Source organism: Paenibacillus piscarius (genome assembly GCF_022234545.1).
GTDB classification, from domain to species: Bacteria; Bacillota; Bacilli; order Paenibacillales; family Paenibacillaceae; genus Paenibacillus_AQ; species Paenibacillus_AQ piscarius.
Genome location: NZ_JAIEUI010000011.1, coordinates 159682 through 175243, shown reverse-complemented (window position 1 = coordinate 175243; position 15562 = coordinate 159682). Strand labels below are relative to the sequence as shown.

The following is a 15562-nucleotide window of genomic DNA, read 5'->3' as shown; positions in this document are numbered from 1 at the left end:
AGGAACAATAAAAAAGGGGAGGCAAAGTATGAAAAGTATGAAGCGTGTTTTTGCTGGAGTCTCTACACTGGTTCTGATGTCGTCTGCTCTGGCGGCGTGCGGAGGCAACAACTCCAATTCGGGCTCGTCCGGTGCAGGCGCAACTACAGCTCCGGCAGCTACAGAGGCAGCGGCTACAACAGCTCCGGCAGCAGGAAGCGGCGAGAAGGTTACGATCAATCTGTGGAGCTTCACCGATGAAATTCCGAACATGACGAAGAAGTACCTGGAAGTTCATCCGGAAGCCAACGTAGAATTCAAAACAACCGTAATTGCGACAACAGACGGTGCTTACCAGCCGGCTCTTGACCAGGCGCTGGCAGGCGGCGGGAAGGATGCCCCGGATATTTATGCAGCGGAATCCGCATTCGTACTGAAATATACACAAGGTGATGCATCCAGCTATGCTGCGAACTATGCAGACCTTGGCCTTGACGATCAGATGGTAAAAGATGCCGGCATCGCCCAGTATTCTGTAGATATCGGCAGCACCACCGACGGACATCTGAAAGGTCTCGGATACCAGGCCACCGGCGGTGCCTTCATCTATCGCCGCTCGATTGCGAAGGATGTCTTCGGAACCGATGATCCGTCCAAGATCAAGACAGAGATCGGACCGGGCTGGGATAAATTCTTCGATGCTGCGAAGAAGCTGAAAGACAAGGGCTATGGCATCGTATCCGGCGACGGCGATATCTGGCACCCGATCGAGAACAGCTCGGATAAGGGCTGGATCGTAGACGGCAAGCTGCACATCGATCCGAAGCGTGAAGAATTCATGGATCTCTCCAAGAAGCTGAAGGATAACGGCTATCATAACGATACAACAGACTGGACAGAAGCATGGTATGCAGATATGTCCGGTGCAGGCGCTCAACCGATCTTCGGATTCTTCGGTCCGGCCTGGCTGATCAACTACGTTATGAACGGCCAAGTGAAGGATACCAATGGTGACTGGGCTGTTACTGAACCGACTACAGGCTTCTTCTGGGGCGGTACCTGGCTGCTGGCGAATGCCGAAGTAACCAAGGATGAAGCAAAGAAAAAAGCAGTTGCTGACTTCGTGAAATGGGTAACACTCGACAGCTCTGAAACGGGCCTCCAGTATTACTGGGCTAACGGTACGATGAAGGAAGGCGAACAAGGCACGAAGGATAGCGTAGCTTCTTCCGTGGTGATGTCCAAATCCAATGGTGAAGTTCCATTGCTCGGCGGACAGAATATGTTCGACATCTTCGTTCCGGCCAACGCCAATGCTTCCGGTAAGAACCTGACCCAATTCGATGAAACGATCAACAAAGCCTGGCGCGATCAGGTACGCGAGTACACTGCAGGCAATAAGACCAAAGAAAAAGCAATCGAAACCTTCAAGTCGCAAGTTAAAGACCAGCTTGGTATTGATAGCGAATAAGCAGAAGGAATCGGGAGGGGCGGGGGATGTTTCCCGCCCCTATAATCAACTAAAGAGGTGAGAGGATGCGCCGCAAGGACGTCAGCTATGCGAAGTTCGGCTATATTTTTACGTTTCCATTTGTACTTGCATTTCTGATTTTTTCGCTATACCCCATTCTATATACCGCAGTCATCGGGTTCACGGATATGAAGGGGCTTATTCCCAAGCCGATTCATATTCTGGATAACCCTTTTCAGAATTTCAAGGATCTCCTGTTCGATAACGTCTCGTTCCGGAAATCCCTGACCAATACCTTCCTGCTGTGGATCACCAACTTCATTCCGCAGATGGCCCTTGCGCTCCTGCTGACCGCCTGGTTCACTAACAAGCGTCTGAACATCAAAGGACAAGGCTTGTTCAAGGTATTGCTCTATATGCCGAATATCATCACTGCAAGTACCATTGCCGTGCTGTTCAGCACCTTGTTCGCTTATCCGATGGGTCCGGTCAACAGCTTGTTCCAAATGCTGGGCTGGAGTGACGCGCCGATCTTCTTCCTGCAGGATAAGACGACAGCGCGCGGCATTATCGCCTTCATCCAGTTCTGGATGTGGTACGGGAACACTATGATCGTCCTGATCGCAGGAGTTATGGGGATTAACCCGGCGCTCTTCGAGTCAGCGGCTATTGACGGCGCGAACGGATTCCAGACCTTTTTCCGGATTACGCTGCCAAGCTTGCGCACCATCATGCTGTTCACTCTGATCACCTCGATGGTCGGCGGTCTGACCATGTTCGATATTCCGCAATTATTCCTGGCGGGCGGACCGGATGACTCTACGCTGACCACGTCCATGTTCATTTACGGGCAAGCGTTCAAGGGCAGCTACATGTACAACCGCGCGGCTGCGGCGAGTATGATCATGTTCCTCATCTCGGCGGTATTGTCCGGCTTGCTGTTCTATCTCATGCGTGACCGCGATGCGGCCAAGATGAAGAAAATTCAAAAGCAAATGCACAGAAAAGCTGCTCAGACAGCCGCTAGGGAGGTGTAATCCATGGAGAAAGTTCGGGAAAACGGAAAAGTGACCAATTCCATTAATAAGATCATTATCTATGTGGTTTGCATCGCGCTGGCGCTGCTCAGCATACTGCCGTTCTGGATTATGTTCGTCAATGCTACCCGTTCCACACCAGAGATTCAGAGCGGGCTCTCGCTGCTGCCCTCCAGCCACATGATGAGCAATCTGCGGGTGCTGCTGGACAAGAGCTTCGATCCGCTGCAAGGCTTCATGAACTCATTCATTATTGCTGCTTCGGCAACCCTCTGTACGGTCTACTTCTCATCATTGGCCGCTTATGGTCTGGTAACCTACAGCTGGAAACTGCGCGGCGCATTCTTCACCTTCATTATGTGCGTTATGATGATCCCTTCCCAGGCCAGTGCCATCGGCTTCTATCAGTTCATGTATAAGCTGCACTGGACCAACAACTTCCTGCCGCTGATCCTGCCTGCAATCGCAGCGCCTGCGGTGGTGTTCTTCATGCGTCAATACCTGCTTGCTACCTTGTCTATTGAGATCGTAGAAGCAGCGCGTGTGGACGGCTCCGGCGAGTTCCGCACCTTCAACCGGATTATTATGCCGCTGATGATGCCGGCGATTGCGACACAGGCGATTTTCGCGTTTGTAGCTAACTGGAACAACCTGTTTATGCCGCTGATCCTGCTTACCCAGAAAGAGAAGTATACGATGCCAATCATGGTAAGCTTGCTGCGCGGGGATATTTACAAGACAGAATTCGGTTCGATTTATATGGGCCTTGCGCTGACTGCGCTGCCGCTGTTTGTGGTCTACTTCCTGCTGTCCCGTTATATTATTGCAGGGGTTGCCCTGGGCGGTGTTAAGGAGTAACTGCTTAGGATAGGTGTGAAGAACAAACATACTGCAGAGAAGGATCCATTCCGGTGGATCAATCTACTGCAGTTTTTTGTGTGGCCAGTTGAATGAACACCCGGCATCGGGTAATGTGGAAGGATCAACGGATAGGGGGAAGCACGATTGAAAATAGGACTGTTAATTATTGATCTTCAAGAGGTTCATGTAAGCGAGGTAGAGCAGAAGGAGATTGACCGCGCCTGTGAGTACATCAATTATGTCGCTGGGCTGCTGCGCGCGAAGGGTCATCCCGTAATCCATATTCAGGATATTGAAGGGATGCAGCCTGAAGAGGAAGGGAAGTTCGCGATTATCCCTGGAGTTGAGATTCACGAGACGGATTTGAATGTGAAGAAGGAATACTCGAATGCGTTCTGGAAGACGGATCTGGAAAAGCTTGTGCGGGAGCAGGGCATCGACCTGCTGGTTCTCTCCGGCTATGCGGCTGAGCATTGTGTACTGTTCACCTACAATGGGGCTGCGGAACGGGGGATTAAGGCGGTGCTTCTGCAAAATGGTATTCTAAGCTCACACCAGGATGTAATCACGGCGGCGTACAGAGACCGGAATCTGATCTCGCATCCTGTGATTAAGGCGCTGGTGCAATAATTCACCTCGAGATACACGCAAAAAACACTTCAAGCTCTGTTGAGGGCTTGAAGTGTTTCTGTATGTCCAGGGAGTTCCTATAATTATTTGCCCTCGATGCGGGCCAATTCCTTATGCACGATCGGTGCGACCTTGGTGCCCAGCAGCTCGATGGCGCGCAGCACCTCGCGGTGCGGCATGTAGCCGACATTCACATGCAGGAAGAACCGGGTCACGCCGAGATTCTTGCGCAGCAGAATGATCTTCTCGGCCACATATTCGGCATCGCCGACATAGAGCGCGCCGCGCAGGCTGCGGGCATCGTCGAAGGCGGCACGGTTGTACGTTCCGCCCCAGCCCCGTTCGCGGCCGATGACATTCATCTGCGCCTGGGTGGACGGGTAGAACAAGGCGGCTGCCTGCTCCGAAGTCTCGCCTACGAAGCCGTGGGAGTGGGTGGCAATCTGGAGCTTGTCCGGGTTATGTCCTGCGCGTGCGGCGGCCTCCTTGTACAGGTTCACCAGCGGAGCGAACCGCTCCGGCATTCCGCCGATGATAGCGAAGGCGATAGGAAGGCCCAGCGTTCCGGCCCGTACAGCGGATTCGGGATTGCCGCCGCTGGCGACCCAGACCGGCAGCGGGTCCTGAACGGCGCGGGGATAGACCGGCAGATTATTGATGGCCGGGCGATGCCCGCCGCGCCAGGTGACCTTCTCGGAGGCGCGGATCGCCAGCAGCAGCTCCAGGTTCTCCTCGAACAGTTCATCATAATCGTCCAGGCTGTACCCGAACAGCGGGAACGACTCGATGAACGAACCCCGGCCAGCCATAATCTCCGCGCGGCCATTCGAGATGCCGTCCAGTGTCGCGAATGCCTGGTAGACCCGCACCGGGTCATCCGAAGACAAGACGCTCACGGCACTGGTCAGTCTGATCCGCTTAGTTGTTGCCGCAGCTGCGGCAAGAACAACAGCCGGGGCACTCCCGGCATAATCCTTACGGTGATGCTCGCCAATACCATATACGTCCAGGCCCACCTGATCGGCCAGCACAATCTCCTCTACGGCTTCGCGGAGCCGTTCCGCATGACTGATCGTCTGTCCCGTCACCGGGTCAGGCGTAGTCTCCAAAAACGTACTAATCCCAATCTCCATCATCTTCTTCTCCTCGGCCATGTTCATCCGCCCCTTTCTTCATGTCATCATTCTACTATACTTTTTAATGTTTCTCAACTTTAGTAAGTGAATTGGCGATTAATTTTTTATTATTGTATAGGAAATTATAGTTTTAGCAGATTGAACCGATGTATGCGAAAAACCGATCACAATGGGAGCGGGGGGCGGTGTGTGGACGAAATGTAATCGGAAAACCGATCACAATGGGACCGGGGGGCGGTGTGTGGACCAAATGTAATCGGAAAACCGATTACAATCGGAGCGGGGGGCGGTGTGTGGACCAAATGTAGTCGGAAAACCGGTTACAATCGGAGCGGAGGCGGCGTGTGGACCAAATGTAGTCGGAAAACCGATTACAATGGGCTGACAGGAGGTGGGTGAGGTAGGATGGGCGAGGCCCTACACTTATTCCCACGTTCTCACGCCAAAAAGACCGGGGTGCCCCGGCCTCTTTGGCTGCCTGTTGTCTTCAGGATTCAAGATTTATCCTTCTTGACGGCAAGCTGTACGATCATGATGATGAGAACGAGCAGTGCAATGAGCTGATCTGTACCCATACGTGTCCGAACCTCCAATCCTGTCTCAAGGATGGCTCTTCGGACCTGCATCTCCTCTCCGGGAAGCAGCGGTGTCCCCCATATTACAGCCTATGTATTTATTCATACAGTTAGAACTTAAGCCTATAAATCATTCCCTGTAAATTTCTCTTGTACTTCGGATTGGGCTGCTTTAGTATATATAAATTGGCTTATATCTATAATTACTTAAGGAGTGCTTCAGGGGATGCTGCTGCAGGTCGAACGGGAGGCCGGGGTATGATTGTTGTTGCCGGTCTCATTTTTGTTATTACACTGGTATTTGTGATCTGGCAGCCGCGAAATTTGTCCATTGGCTGGTCGGCTTGCGGCGGAGCTATTGTGGCACTGGCGGCGGGTGTGGTCAGCTTCGGGGATGTCCGCGATGTAACGCTGATTGTATGGAATGCGACGCTGGCTTTTGTTGCGATTATTCTGATTTCACTGCTGCTTGACCGGATCGGCTTCTTCGAATGGGCGGCCCTGCATATGGCTGCGGCGGCGCGCGGCAACGGGACGCTGATGTTCATCTATGTCATCCTTCTGGGTGCAGTGGTGGCAGCGCTGTTCGCCAATGACGGGGCGGCGCTGATTCTGACCCCGATCGTGCTGGCGATGGTCCGGGCGCTGAATTTTGACGAGAAAAAAGTATTTCCCTTCATTATAGCCAGCGGCTTCATTGCTGATACGACCTCGCTTCCGCTGACGGTCAGCAATCTGGTGAATATCGTCTCGGCCGATTTCTTCGGCATTACCTTCATGCAGTATGCGGGCCATATGTGGCTGCCTACCTTGTTCTCACTGGGTGCAAGCATTCTGGTTCTGTATTTGTTCTTCCGCCGAAGCATTCCTAAGCTCTACGATACCTCGGCGATGAAGCTTCCCGCAGAAGCGATTAAGGACCCGAGGATGTTCAAGCTCTCGTGGGTTATCCTGGCGCTTTTGCTGATCGGGTATTTTGTCAGTGAGTTTCTGGATATTCCGGTATCGGTGGTTGCAGGCGTGATTGCCGTCATTTTCCTGCTGCTGGCCCGCCGAAGCCCGTCTGTGAATACGAGAGAAGTGGTGCGGGATGCGCCTTGGGCGATTGTCTTTTTCTCCATTGGCATGTATGTGGTGGTGTACGGACTGCGCAATGTCGGGCTGACGGATGTGCTGGCGGAGATGATCGGCGGCATTGCAGGGCATGGGCTGTTCGCGGCTACGATGGGGATGGGCTTCCTGGCGGCATTGCTCTCCTCGGTGATGAACAACCTGCCGACGGTGCTGATCGGCGCGATCGCCGTGGATACGGCACACACCGGGGGTCTGATCAAGGAAGCGCTGGTCTATGCCAATGTCATCGGCTCCGATCTGGGTCCGAAGATTACACCGATCGGCTCGCTCGCAACACTGCTGTGGCTGCACGTATTGTCCGGCAAGGGCGTAAAGATCTCTTGGGGCACCTATTTCAAAATCGGCATCATCCTGACCGTCCCGACGTTATTCCTCACCTTGCTCGGGTTGTATCTGGAGCTGAAGCTGTTCTGATTCATTATCGAAGGAGTGGTGCAGACAAGGCGTCTGGCCGCTCCTTCTTGTTTTTGCCTGAGGTCACTCTTTATACTTCTTCGTCTGTCCTTGTGACTGATCCGGGTATTTCACCACAGGCCATTTCACCTTGCGCAAGGCGTCCATCAGCTCGGGGCCGACGTGGAGATTGCTGCTGACCAGCTCGCGGGGAGTGAGGGCCATCCACTGGTTCAGGGAGACATCGGCGAACCGGTCGCTGCGGAACATCTCCAGGAACCAGAGCGTATCGGTGCCGGTATTCTGGATATAATGACCCTGGGCAAAAGGCACATAGCCGACATCTCCGGCCCTGACATTGAAGGTACGCGCATCTCCGTTGCCGCCGAACACCGTCATCCGCCCTTGCCCGCTGAGATAATATTGCCACTCGTCATTGTTCGGATGCCAGTGCAGCTCGCGCATTGCGCCGGGCTCAATCTCTACCAGGGCTGCGGCGATATTCCTGGAGATAGGGAAATTGCTGGAGTCCACAATCCGTACACTGCCTCCCGGCGTCCGGAGCGGGGGCTGGGCCAGAAGCTGGTGCTTGAAGCTCAGCGGAATCTCTCCGTAAGGAGACTCTATCTTCTGGCTCTGAATCGGACCCGGCACCTGATCCTGATAGATGTACACCTGCTCCTTCGGAATGGAGCGGAAGGCAGCTTCCGGGACCCCGAAGTTTGCGGACAATACCTCCGGCGGCGTGTGGGCGAACCAGTCGGAGATGGACAGCGTGTTCAGATCCGAGAAGCTGCCGTCATCGAAGACAAGCAGGAATTCACAGCCCTCTGCCAGTCCCTGGATTGAATGCGGGATGCCGGGAGGGAAATACCACAGATCGCCGGGGCCGACATCGGCAATGAAATTCCGCCCGTTCTGGTCCACGGCTGTAATCCGCGCGCTGCCAAGCAGCATATACGACCATTCGGCCTGCTGGTGCCAGTGCAGCTCACGCACGCCGCCCGGCGTGAGACTCATATTCACCCCGGCCAGCGTAGTGGCCACCGGCAGCTCTCTGACGGTAACCTCCCGGGACCATCCCCCGTGGTTAAGCTGCATATGGGCGTCAGAGAATGAGAATTTCAGATTCGGGATCAGGCCGTTGTCGGTGAGCGGCGGCACGAACATATCGGGGTTCTCCCGGTCGCGCATGACATCACGGGGGCCAAGATCGACATTGCCTGCACCGTCACTTCGGATGGGCTGGGGAATGGCGGGGCGGCTTGGGTTATGGGAATCGGCAGGGTTCATTACGTAGCTCCTTTACTGGGAATGTAGACATATCAAGAAATGATATGCACAAATATGATAAGATTTGACTACCGGACAAATCTCCAGACGATAAATAGAGAGCAGGGTTAGAGACCAATGACAATAGACAGACCAGAACGTTACCGCTTCAGTGAAGCACCCATATGGGATCTGCAGCGTACTTATTATGAACAACTGGGCCTGCAGGCCTGGGTGAATGGCCAGGTTCCGCAGTATATCACCAGTAACCCGATGATCGGGACCGCCTATGCCGAGATGATCTTCGGATTGCTTCAGGACCGTGCTGCCATGGGGCAGAGCATAGAGCCGGTGATCATACTGGAGCTCGGCGCCGGGGCGGGACGCCTGGCATTTCATGTACTCCAGCAGTTAGACGAGCTGATCGCATATGCAGATATACCGCTGCCGCCTTACCGCTACGTGATGAGCGACTTGCCAGTGAAGAATATTGAGGGCTGGCAGCAGCATGAGGGGCTGAAGCCTTTTGTGGAGCGGGGGGTACTGGATTTCGCCCGTTTCGATGCGGTCCTGGATACGGAGCTGATCCTGACGCAGAGCGGCAGTTTCATTAAGCCAGGCGCGCTTCGGCAGCCGCTGATGGTTATTGCCAACTACTTCTTTGACAGCATCCAGCAGGAGCTGCTCTATATCGATGAAGGCAAGATCTATGAATGTGAGGTTTCGCTGCAATATCCCGAGCAGTCCGCAGACATGGGGCCTTCCGAGGTGCTGCGTGATCTCGTGCCTGAATACCACTACAAGCGGGCGGCAGAGTATGAGGATAGCTCTTACCCTTACCATGAGATCATCTCCTTCTATCAGGACAAGCTGGAGGATTCGCATGTGCTGTTCCCGGCGGCAGCACTGTCCTGCATGGAGCGTCTGCGGGCACTCTCTTCTGAAGGCTTCCTGCTGCTTACGGCAGACAAGGGCGACCACCGCCTGGAGAACTGGGCGTTTCTTGAGCCGCCGAAGCTGATGCACCACGGGAGCATCTCGCTTACAGCGAATTATCATGCACTGGTATACTACTATGAGAAGATGGGTGCCCAGTCCCTGTTCACCCAGCATCACTATAAGAATCTCAATGTGGGCTGCGTCCTGATGCTGGAAGCGCCGCAGGGATATACGCATACCCGTCTGGCCTACCGCCGGTTTGTGGCGAGATTCGGGCCGGATGACTACTTCAGCCTGAAGGTTTGGATTGACCGGAACTACGATACGATTGAGCTGCAGCCGCTGCTGGCCTTCTGGCGGGTGGGCGGCTATGACGCCGAGATGTTCATCCAGAGCGCCGAGCGCATCTCTGCACTGCTGCCGGAAGCCAGTGACGAAGAGCTGCTGGACCTTAAGCTGGGCATCCGGCGGATGTGGAACGGCTTCTACCCCATGCCGCAGAAGTACGATCTGGCCCTCGACTGCGGCTTGCTGCTATTCGAGATGGAGGAATATGGGGAAGCCCGCCGCTTCCTGGAGCACTCCCTGCAGAATGGCGATGAGGAGCCGGTCATTACCGTGCTCTACTGTCTGGCGATCTGCAGCTACGAGCAGGAGGATATGGAGGCGGCACTGGACTATACGCGCAGATCGCTGCAGATTGAGCCGGAGAATGAGGAAGCGCTGGATCTGCTGCGGGCGCTGAGCGGGGAGTAGTGCAGAGGGGTGGCAGGCGCGATGGGTGAGGACCAAATGTAATCGGAAAACCGACTATAATCGGCAGGCGCGAGGGATGCGGGCCAGATATAATCGGAAAACCGACTATAATCGGCAGGCGCGATGGGTAAGGACCAAATGTAATCGGAAAACCGACTATAATCGGCAGGCGCGAGGGATGCGGGCCAAATGTAATCGGAAAACCGACTATAATCGGCAGGCGCGAAGGTATATCAGCCAAATGCCTTGCCGCCAGCATCGTACAACCGTTAAGGTCGTTGTAATCCTGCCAACGGCTGCCGCCCTTTACACCCTGCGTCAGATTTGCTATTCTGTATCCAATAATCGAAACGCGATGACGAGAAGAGTATATCCAGTACACCTTTCACAGAGAGCTCCGGCAGGTGGGAAGGAGCAGGGGAGGCTGGATGGAAACAAGCCTCTGAGCGGCTTGCCGGAACCAGCAGCACCGGGGATGGCAAGACAGGAGCTCCTGTTACAGAGCTAGAGTATAAGCCCTGCCTGCCCGGCAGCGCCGTACTTGATGAGGTTAATATGGCGACATATTAACGAACCTGGGGTGGTACCGCGAGAATTTCGTCCCCAAGACTTACAGTCTTGGAGGTGAGGTTCTTTTTTTGTATCCGGAGTTTAGCTAGTACCACCCATAACAGGAGGGGATTATCATGACAGTTGGCAATGAGCATGAGAACGGGAACACGGCGGTTATGCCGGAGAATTATATGGAGAAGCTGATCAGTGAGGATGTTGCGGACGGCGTCTTCAGCAGGGAGGTCTGCACGAGGTTCCCGCCGGAGCCTAACGGGTATCTGCATATCGGGAGTGCTTTTGCCATCCATACGAATTACGCCCTTGCCCGGAAATACGGCGGCAGCTTCCATCTGCGCTTCGATGATACCAATCCGCTCAAAGAGGATATGGAGTATGTGCAGGCGATTATCCGCGACATCGAATGGCTGGGCTGCAGCCCGGGTGAGCATATCTACTACGGCTCGGATTATTCGGAAGCCATCTGCCGCAGCGCGGAGACGCTGATCCTGAAGGGAAAAGCTTATGTCTGTGACCTGACACCGGAGGAGATGACGGCTTACCGGGGGACGCTCACCACGCCGGGGATAGATAGTCCTTACCGAAACCGCCTGCCGGAGGAGAATCTGCGGCTGTTCCGGGAGATGCGTGCGGGGAGCTATCCGAATGGCGCCAAGGTGCTGCGGGCCAAGATCGACATGGCCTCACCGAACATGAATCTGCGTGATCCGGTGTTGTACCGGATTATTCATGCGCTGCATTACCGTACGGGCGATGCCTGGTGCATCTATCCGATGTATGATTTCGCCCATCCCATTCAGGATGCGCTTGAAGGGATCACGCATTCCCTCTGTTCGATTGAATTCAAGGATCACCGGCCGCTGTACGAGTGGGTGCTGAGGGAGCTGGACATCCCGGAACCGCCGAGACAGAGAGAATTCGGCCGGGTGAACCTGACCGGGGTGGTCACAAGCAAGCGGCATCTCCGGGCACTGGTGGCCGGAGGCTTCGTGGACGGCTGGGATGATCCGCGCCTGCCCACGCTCAGCGGGCTGCGCAGACGGGGGTTCACGCCCGAGAGCATCGAGGCCTTCGTGCGGGAGATCGGCATGGTCCGCAATACGGCGATGGTGGACTTCCCGCTGCTGGAGCATTGCCTGAGGCAGGACCTGAAGGCGAAGGTGCCGGCGGTCATGGCGGTGCTGAACCCGCTGAAGGTGGTGCTGGCTAATTACGAGGCCGGGGCTTCCGAGCTGCTCCCCATCACCAACAACAATGAGAACGCCGCACTGGGGAGCCGGGAGGTGCCATTCTCCGGCACGCTCTATATCGAGCGTGAGGACTTCATGGAGGAGCCGGTCAAGGGCTTCCGCAGACTGGTTCCCGGGGGCGAGGTACGGCTGAAGGGGGCATATATTATCCGCTGTGATAAGGTGATCAAGGATGCCGAGACGGGAGAAATCCTGGAACTGCGCTGCACCTATGACCCGGAGACCCGCAGCGGCGGTACGCTTAGCGGCCGGAAGGTGAAGGGAACGATTCATTGGGTCTCGGCAGCTCATGCCGTCAAGAGTGACGTATATCTGTATGAGAAGCTGCTTGCCGATAACGGGGAGCCGAAGGAAGGGGAGAGCTGGGCAGATTACGTCAACCCGGACTCGGTTACACATCTGAAGGATTGCCTGCTGGAGCCGCTGGCAGACCGCCCGCTGCCGGGGGACCGCTATCAATTCCTGCGCCACGGCTACTTCTGCACCGATAGCAAGCTCAGCACGGAAGAGAAGCCGGTCTTCAACCGGATTGTCCCGCTTAAGGACAGCTGGAAGGGGAAGGCGGCTACGTAAGCCGCGTAAGCAGCAGTGGATAAGTAGATGACTTTAAGCGAACAGCGGTGCTCCTGATACTGGAGGACCGCTGCTTTGTGTATGGGTCTATCAGGCTCATGGTGGACAAGCGGGAGCACTGGCGATAGAAGTAATTGCGTTGGTTGCACTTTGTACATTAGATTTGATTCAAATCGGCCAGAAAGCAGCTTCTAGTGTATTTTGTACAGCAGATTCTTGGGTAAATTGCTTTTGGCAACAGATATCCGGAAATCAAATGTATGAAATACAACAGAGTGAGTTTTATCGCTAATTATTGTGTAATCTGTTGTACAAAATACAATCACCCCCGGCATTGGAGGGTCAGCCCCGGCAATGGAGGTTAAGCCCCCAGCGGTGAAGGGGCAGCCTCCAAGCGTGGAGTGTCAACTCCATCGTTACCGCGGGTAATAACATACAGGTAATAACATAAGGCATGAGCCTCACTCAACCGGGTAGCCTTACATAATATGGGTAGAAGCAGCGAATGAAAAATCAATGAAAAGCCATTTACATTTCTCATGCAGAGGAATATAATAAAACCAGATCAAATGTTGCACCTGGGAAACTTTCGTGTGTGAAGACAACTTTTTCCGGGCAAGGAGGGACAGAACATGATGGAACAAAATACAGCAGTAGAATCATCTCCTATATTTAAAGGGCATACTAATCACCACTCGGCACAATCGGTGCTGAACGGGGAGGTGAAGGGGCTGAAGCGGCTTCTGCCTTTTCTGGGCCCGGCCTTCATCGCTTCCGTAGCTTACCTGGACCCCGGCAATTTCGCTACCAATATTACCGCAGGCTCGAAATACGGGTATCTGCTGTTATGGGTTATTTTTGCCTCGAATCTGATGGCTGTACTGATACAATCCTTATCTGCCAAGCTTGGCATCGCCACCGGCAAGAATCTGCCGGAGGTGGCCCGCGAGCGGTTCCCGAAGGGCGTGTCAATCTTCCTGTGGATTCAGAGTGAGCTGGTCATTATCGCAACCGATCTGGCGGAATTCATCGGCGCAGCGCTCGGGCTCTATCTGCTGTTCGGCATTCCGATGCTGCCGGCAGCGCTGATTACAGCAGTGGGTTCCTTCGCCATTCTGGAGCTGCAGCGGCGCGGCTACCGTACTCTGGAGGCCGGGATTGCGGGGATGGTGATGATTGTCGTATTGGCTTTTGCCTTCCAGGTTATTGTAGCGAAGCCGGATGCGGGCAGTGTCATTACCGGAATGTTCACTCCCAAGTTCGAGGGCGTAGACAGCATTCTGCTGGCAGCGGGGATTCTCGGGGCTACCGTAATGCCCCATGCAATCTATCTGCACTCCTCGCTGACCCAGAGCCGGATCGTCGGGGCCGATGAGCGGGAGAAGAAGCAGATTTTCCGGCTGGAATTCATCGATATTCTCATTGCCATGCTGATTGCCGGGGCGGTGAATATGGCGATGGTGATCGTCGCGGCAGCGCTGTTCTTCAAGAACGGGCTGGTCGTCGAGGATCTGGATGTCGCCTTCGCCCAGTTCCGCAATCTGGCCGGACCCGTCACTGCGGTCTCCTTCGGTCTTGGACTGCTGATTGCCGGACTGTCCAGCTCGTCGGTCGGCACGATGGCCGGGGATGTCGTGATGCAGGGCTTCATTAATAAAAAAATCAATCTCTATCTCCGGCGCGCCATTACGATTATTCCGCCGCTGGCCATTATCGCCTTCGGCATCAATGCGACTAGCGCGCTGGTGATGAGCCAGGTGGTGCTGTCCTTCGGGATTGCCTTCGCGCTGATTCCGCTGGTGATCTTCACCAGCAACCGCGAGATCATGAAGGGGCTGGTCAACCGCCGGTGGACCACAATTCTGGGCTGGATGATCTCCGGGCTGGTCGTAGCGCTGAACCTGTTCCTGGTAGCAGAGATGTTCGTGTAAATAGTCATCGCAAAATACGCAAAGCGGCCGGTCAAAGGATAAGTCCTTTAACCGGCCGCTTTTGCTTACTTCTGGCAGGGCCTTACAAAGTGCGGCTACTTCACAGGGATGTTCATCTCCAGCGCTTTGACCGCTTTTTTAACGAGCTCGCCGTTCCCGTCCAGTTTGTACGGGCCTGAGGTTGCACCAGGCTCCTTATACTCAGGATAGAAGGGCTTAAGCGTTATACTTTTGACACCGGGATCAAGCGGTTTAAGGTGGATATCGTAATAGAAGTCACCATTTTTGCTGTTGTCATCGCTTCCCCGGCTCATCAGGGTTTCTACTAGCATTTCTTTATCATCATACACCTCGAACATCGGCATGGACTCCGGCTTGACCTGCTTCATGATCAGCTGCAGCCGGACCGAGGTGGCCGTGCGGTTCACCTTGGCGGCAGTGACCGTAAGCGCCCCGTCGCGTTTGGAGATGTTAGGCTTTAGAACGGTTTGGTTTTTGGGCTGCTGCTTCTGGAGCGAAGCCTCTAGCGTATAAGGCTTCTGAATTCCTTCCAGGCTGACCTTCAAGGTTACCCGGACCGTATCCGGAAGAGCCGCCAGCTTAGGTCCCAGCCAGGATGCATCCGACAGGCGGAGAACGGCGGAATCACCGTTTGCCCCGGGGCTTAAGAGCGCTGAAGGCTGACTGGACAGCCGGGCCCCACTGCTTGCACGGATGGTTTTGCCGTTCAGCAGCACCTCAATGTTCTGAATCGCACCCTTGTTCATGACCAGACTCTCTGAAGCTGCATCCCACCGGCTCTCTGTCATGCCCCCTGACAGGTTTTTGCCGCTGCGCTTGAGGTTGATCTCAATCATATTTCCATCGTAAAAAGACTTGCCCAGGCTTAATGAAATACCGTCCTGTGTAACAGTGCTTCCTGCCGGGGCGGCCTTCTGGGCGGCCGCTCCTATGGCAGGGGCAGCGCCAGCACGGTTATCATCCGCCAAGCCTGCTCCCAGTAATGATAAGGCTAGTCCGGCAATCCCGGTGATTCTGATCCATTGGTTCAAGAC

Annotated in this window: 12 protein-coding genes and 1 other annotated feature; of the genes, 8 read left to right on the top strand and 4 right to left on the bottom strand. The window is 54.7% G+C overall.

The genetic code is table 11. The features are described from left to right. Positions 1–28: 28 nt before the first annotated feature. From K1558_RS18535 to K1558_RS18520, 4 genes are all read left to right on the top strand, one after another. Complete coding sequence (locus K1558_RS18535) at positions 29–1450, top strand: ABC transporter substrate-binding protein (RefSeq protein ID WP_238653132.1); 1422 nt, start codon at positions 29–31, stop codon at positions 1448–1450. A gap of 65 nt (positions 1451–1515) precedes the next feature. After that, on the top strand, positions 1516–2487 hold the full coding sequence (locus tag K1558_RS18530; RefSeq protein ID WP_238653131.1) for a carbohydrate ABC transporter permease: 972 nt from the start codon (positions 1516–1518) through the stop codon (positions 2485–2487). Between the two features lie 3 nt (positions 2488–2490). Then, entirely contained in the window at positions 2491–3345 is an 855-nt protein-coding gene (locus K1558_RS18525) for a carbohydrate ABC transporter permease (RefSeq protein WP_238653130.1), read from the top strand. A gap of 147 nt (positions 3346–3492) precedes the next feature. Beyond that, entirely contained in the window at positions 3493–3978 is a 486-nt protein-coding gene (locus K1558_RS18520) for a cysteine hydrolase family protein (RefSeq protein ID WP_238653129.1), read from the top strand. 83 nt (positions 3979–4061) lie between these two features. Here the strand turns inward: K1558_RS18520 and K1558_RS18515 are convergent, their stop codons facing one another. Both K1558_RS18515 and K1558_RS32850 read right to left on the bottom strand, forming a co-directional pair. Next, complete coding sequence (locus K1558_RS18515) at positions 4062–5132, bottom strand: LLM class flavin-dependent oxidoreductase (RefSeq protein WP_238653128.1); 1071 nt, start codon at positions 5130–5132, stop codon at positions 4062–4064. Positions 5133–5608: 476 nt separating this feature from the next. Next, positions 5609–5740 (bottom strand): hypothetical protein, encoded by a 132-nt coding sequence (locus tag K1558_RS32850; RefSeq protein ID WP_274528644.1) that lies wholly within the window; start codon positions 5738–5740, stop codon positions 5609–5611. Between the two features lie 207 nt (positions 5741–5947). Here K1558_RS32850 and K1558_RS18510 point away from each other — a divergent pair, with 207 nt between their 5' ends. Next, positions 5948–7237, top strand: coding sequence for an arsenic transporter (locus K1558_RS18510; protein ID WP_274528643.1), 1290 nt, complete (start codon positions 5948–5950; stop codon positions 7235–7237). Positions 7238–7300: 63 nt separating this feature from the next. On the opposite strand, the gene K1558_RS18505 is transcribed toward K1558_RS18510, so the two are convergent. Then, the gene (locus K1558_RS18505) at positions 7301–8509 is read right to left on the bottom strand and encodes an oxalate decarboxylase family bicupin (RefSeq protein ID WP_238653127.1); all 1209 of its coding nucleotides are present in this window, start codon (positions 8507–8509) and stop codon (positions 7301–7303) included. Between the two features lie 117 nt (positions 8510–8626). Here K1558_RS18505 and K1558_RS18500 point away from each other — a divergent pair, with 117 nt between their 5' ends. The 3 genes from K1558_RS18500 (at position 8627) to K1558_RS18490 (ending at position 14507) form a co-directional block, all read left to right on the top strand. Further along, the gene (locus K1558_RS18500; RefSeq protein ID WP_238653126.1) at positions 8627–10183 is read left to right on the top strand and encodes a tetratricopeptide repeat protein; all 1557 of its coding nucleotides are present in this window, start codon (positions 8627–8629) and stop codon (positions 10181–10183) included. A 346-nt stretch (positions 10184–10529) separates the two neighbouring features. Then, positions 10530–10791, top strand: a binding site (T-box leader). Between the two features lie 78 nt (positions 10792–10869). After that, entirely contained in the window at positions 10870–12576 is a 1707-nt protein-coding gene (locus K1558_RS18495; RefSeq protein ID WP_238653125.1) for a glutamine--tRNA ligase/YqeY domain fusion protein, read from the top strand. 635 nt (positions 12577–13211) lie between these two features. Further along, entirely contained in the window at positions 13212–14507 is a 1296-nt protein-coding gene (locus K1558_RS18490; protein ID WP_238653182.1) for an Nramp family divalent metal transporter, read from the top strand. A 95-nt stretch (positions 14508–14602) separates the two neighbouring features. On the opposite strand, the gene K1558_RS18485 is transcribed toward K1558_RS18490, so the two are convergent. Then, entirely contained in the window at positions 14603–15559 is a 957-nt protein-coding gene (locus K1558_RS18485) for a DUF5643 domain-containing protein (RefSeq protein WP_238653124.1), read from the bottom strand. Positions 15560–15562: the final 3 nt, after the last annotated feature.

What these genes read in the sequence shown, in the direction of transcription:
- K1558_RS18535 (WP_238653132.1), top strand. Translation starts at nt 29, where the DNA reads ATGAAAAGTATGAAGCGTGTTTTTGCTGGAGTCTCTACACTGGTTCTG.
- K1558_RS18530 (WP_238653131.1), top strand. Translation starts at nt 1,516, where the DNA reads ATGCGCCGCAAGGACGTCAGCTATGCGAAGTTCGGCTATATTTTTACG.
- K1558_RS18525 (WP_238653130.1), top strand. Translation starts at nt 2,491, where the DNA reads ATGGAGAAAGTTCGGGAAAACGGAAAAGTGACCAATTCCATTAATAAG.
- K1558_RS18515 (WP_238653128.1), bottom strand. Translation starts at nt 5,132, where the DNA reads ATGGCCGAGGAGAAGAAGATGATGGAGATTGGGATTAGTACGTTTTTG.
- K1558_RS32850 (WP_274528644.1), bottom strand. Translation starts at nt 5,740, where the DNA reads ATGCAGGTCCGAAGAGCCATCCTTGAGACAGGATTGGAGGTTCGGACA.
- K1558_RS18510 (WP_274528643.1), top strand. Translation starts at nt 5,948, where the DNA reads ATGATTGTTGTTGCCGGTCTCATTTTTGTTATTACACTGGTATTTGTG.
- K1558_RS18505 (WP_238653127.1), bottom strand. Translation starts at nt 8,509, where the DNA reads ATGAACCCTGCCGATTCCCATAACCCAAGCCGCCCCGCCATTCCCCAG.
- K1558_RS18500 (WP_238653126.1), top strand. Translation starts at nt 8,627, where the DNA reads ATGACAATAGACAGACCAGAACGTTACCGCTTCAGTGAAGCACCCATA.
- K1558_RS18495 (WP_238653125.1), top strand. Translation starts at nt 10,870, where the DNA reads ATGACAGTTGGCAATGAGCATGAGAACGGGAACACGGCGGTTATGCCG.
- K1558_RS18490 (WP_238653182.1), top strand. Translation starts at nt 13,212, where the DNA reads ATGGAACAAAATACAGCAGTAGAATCATCTCCTATATTTAAAGGGCAT.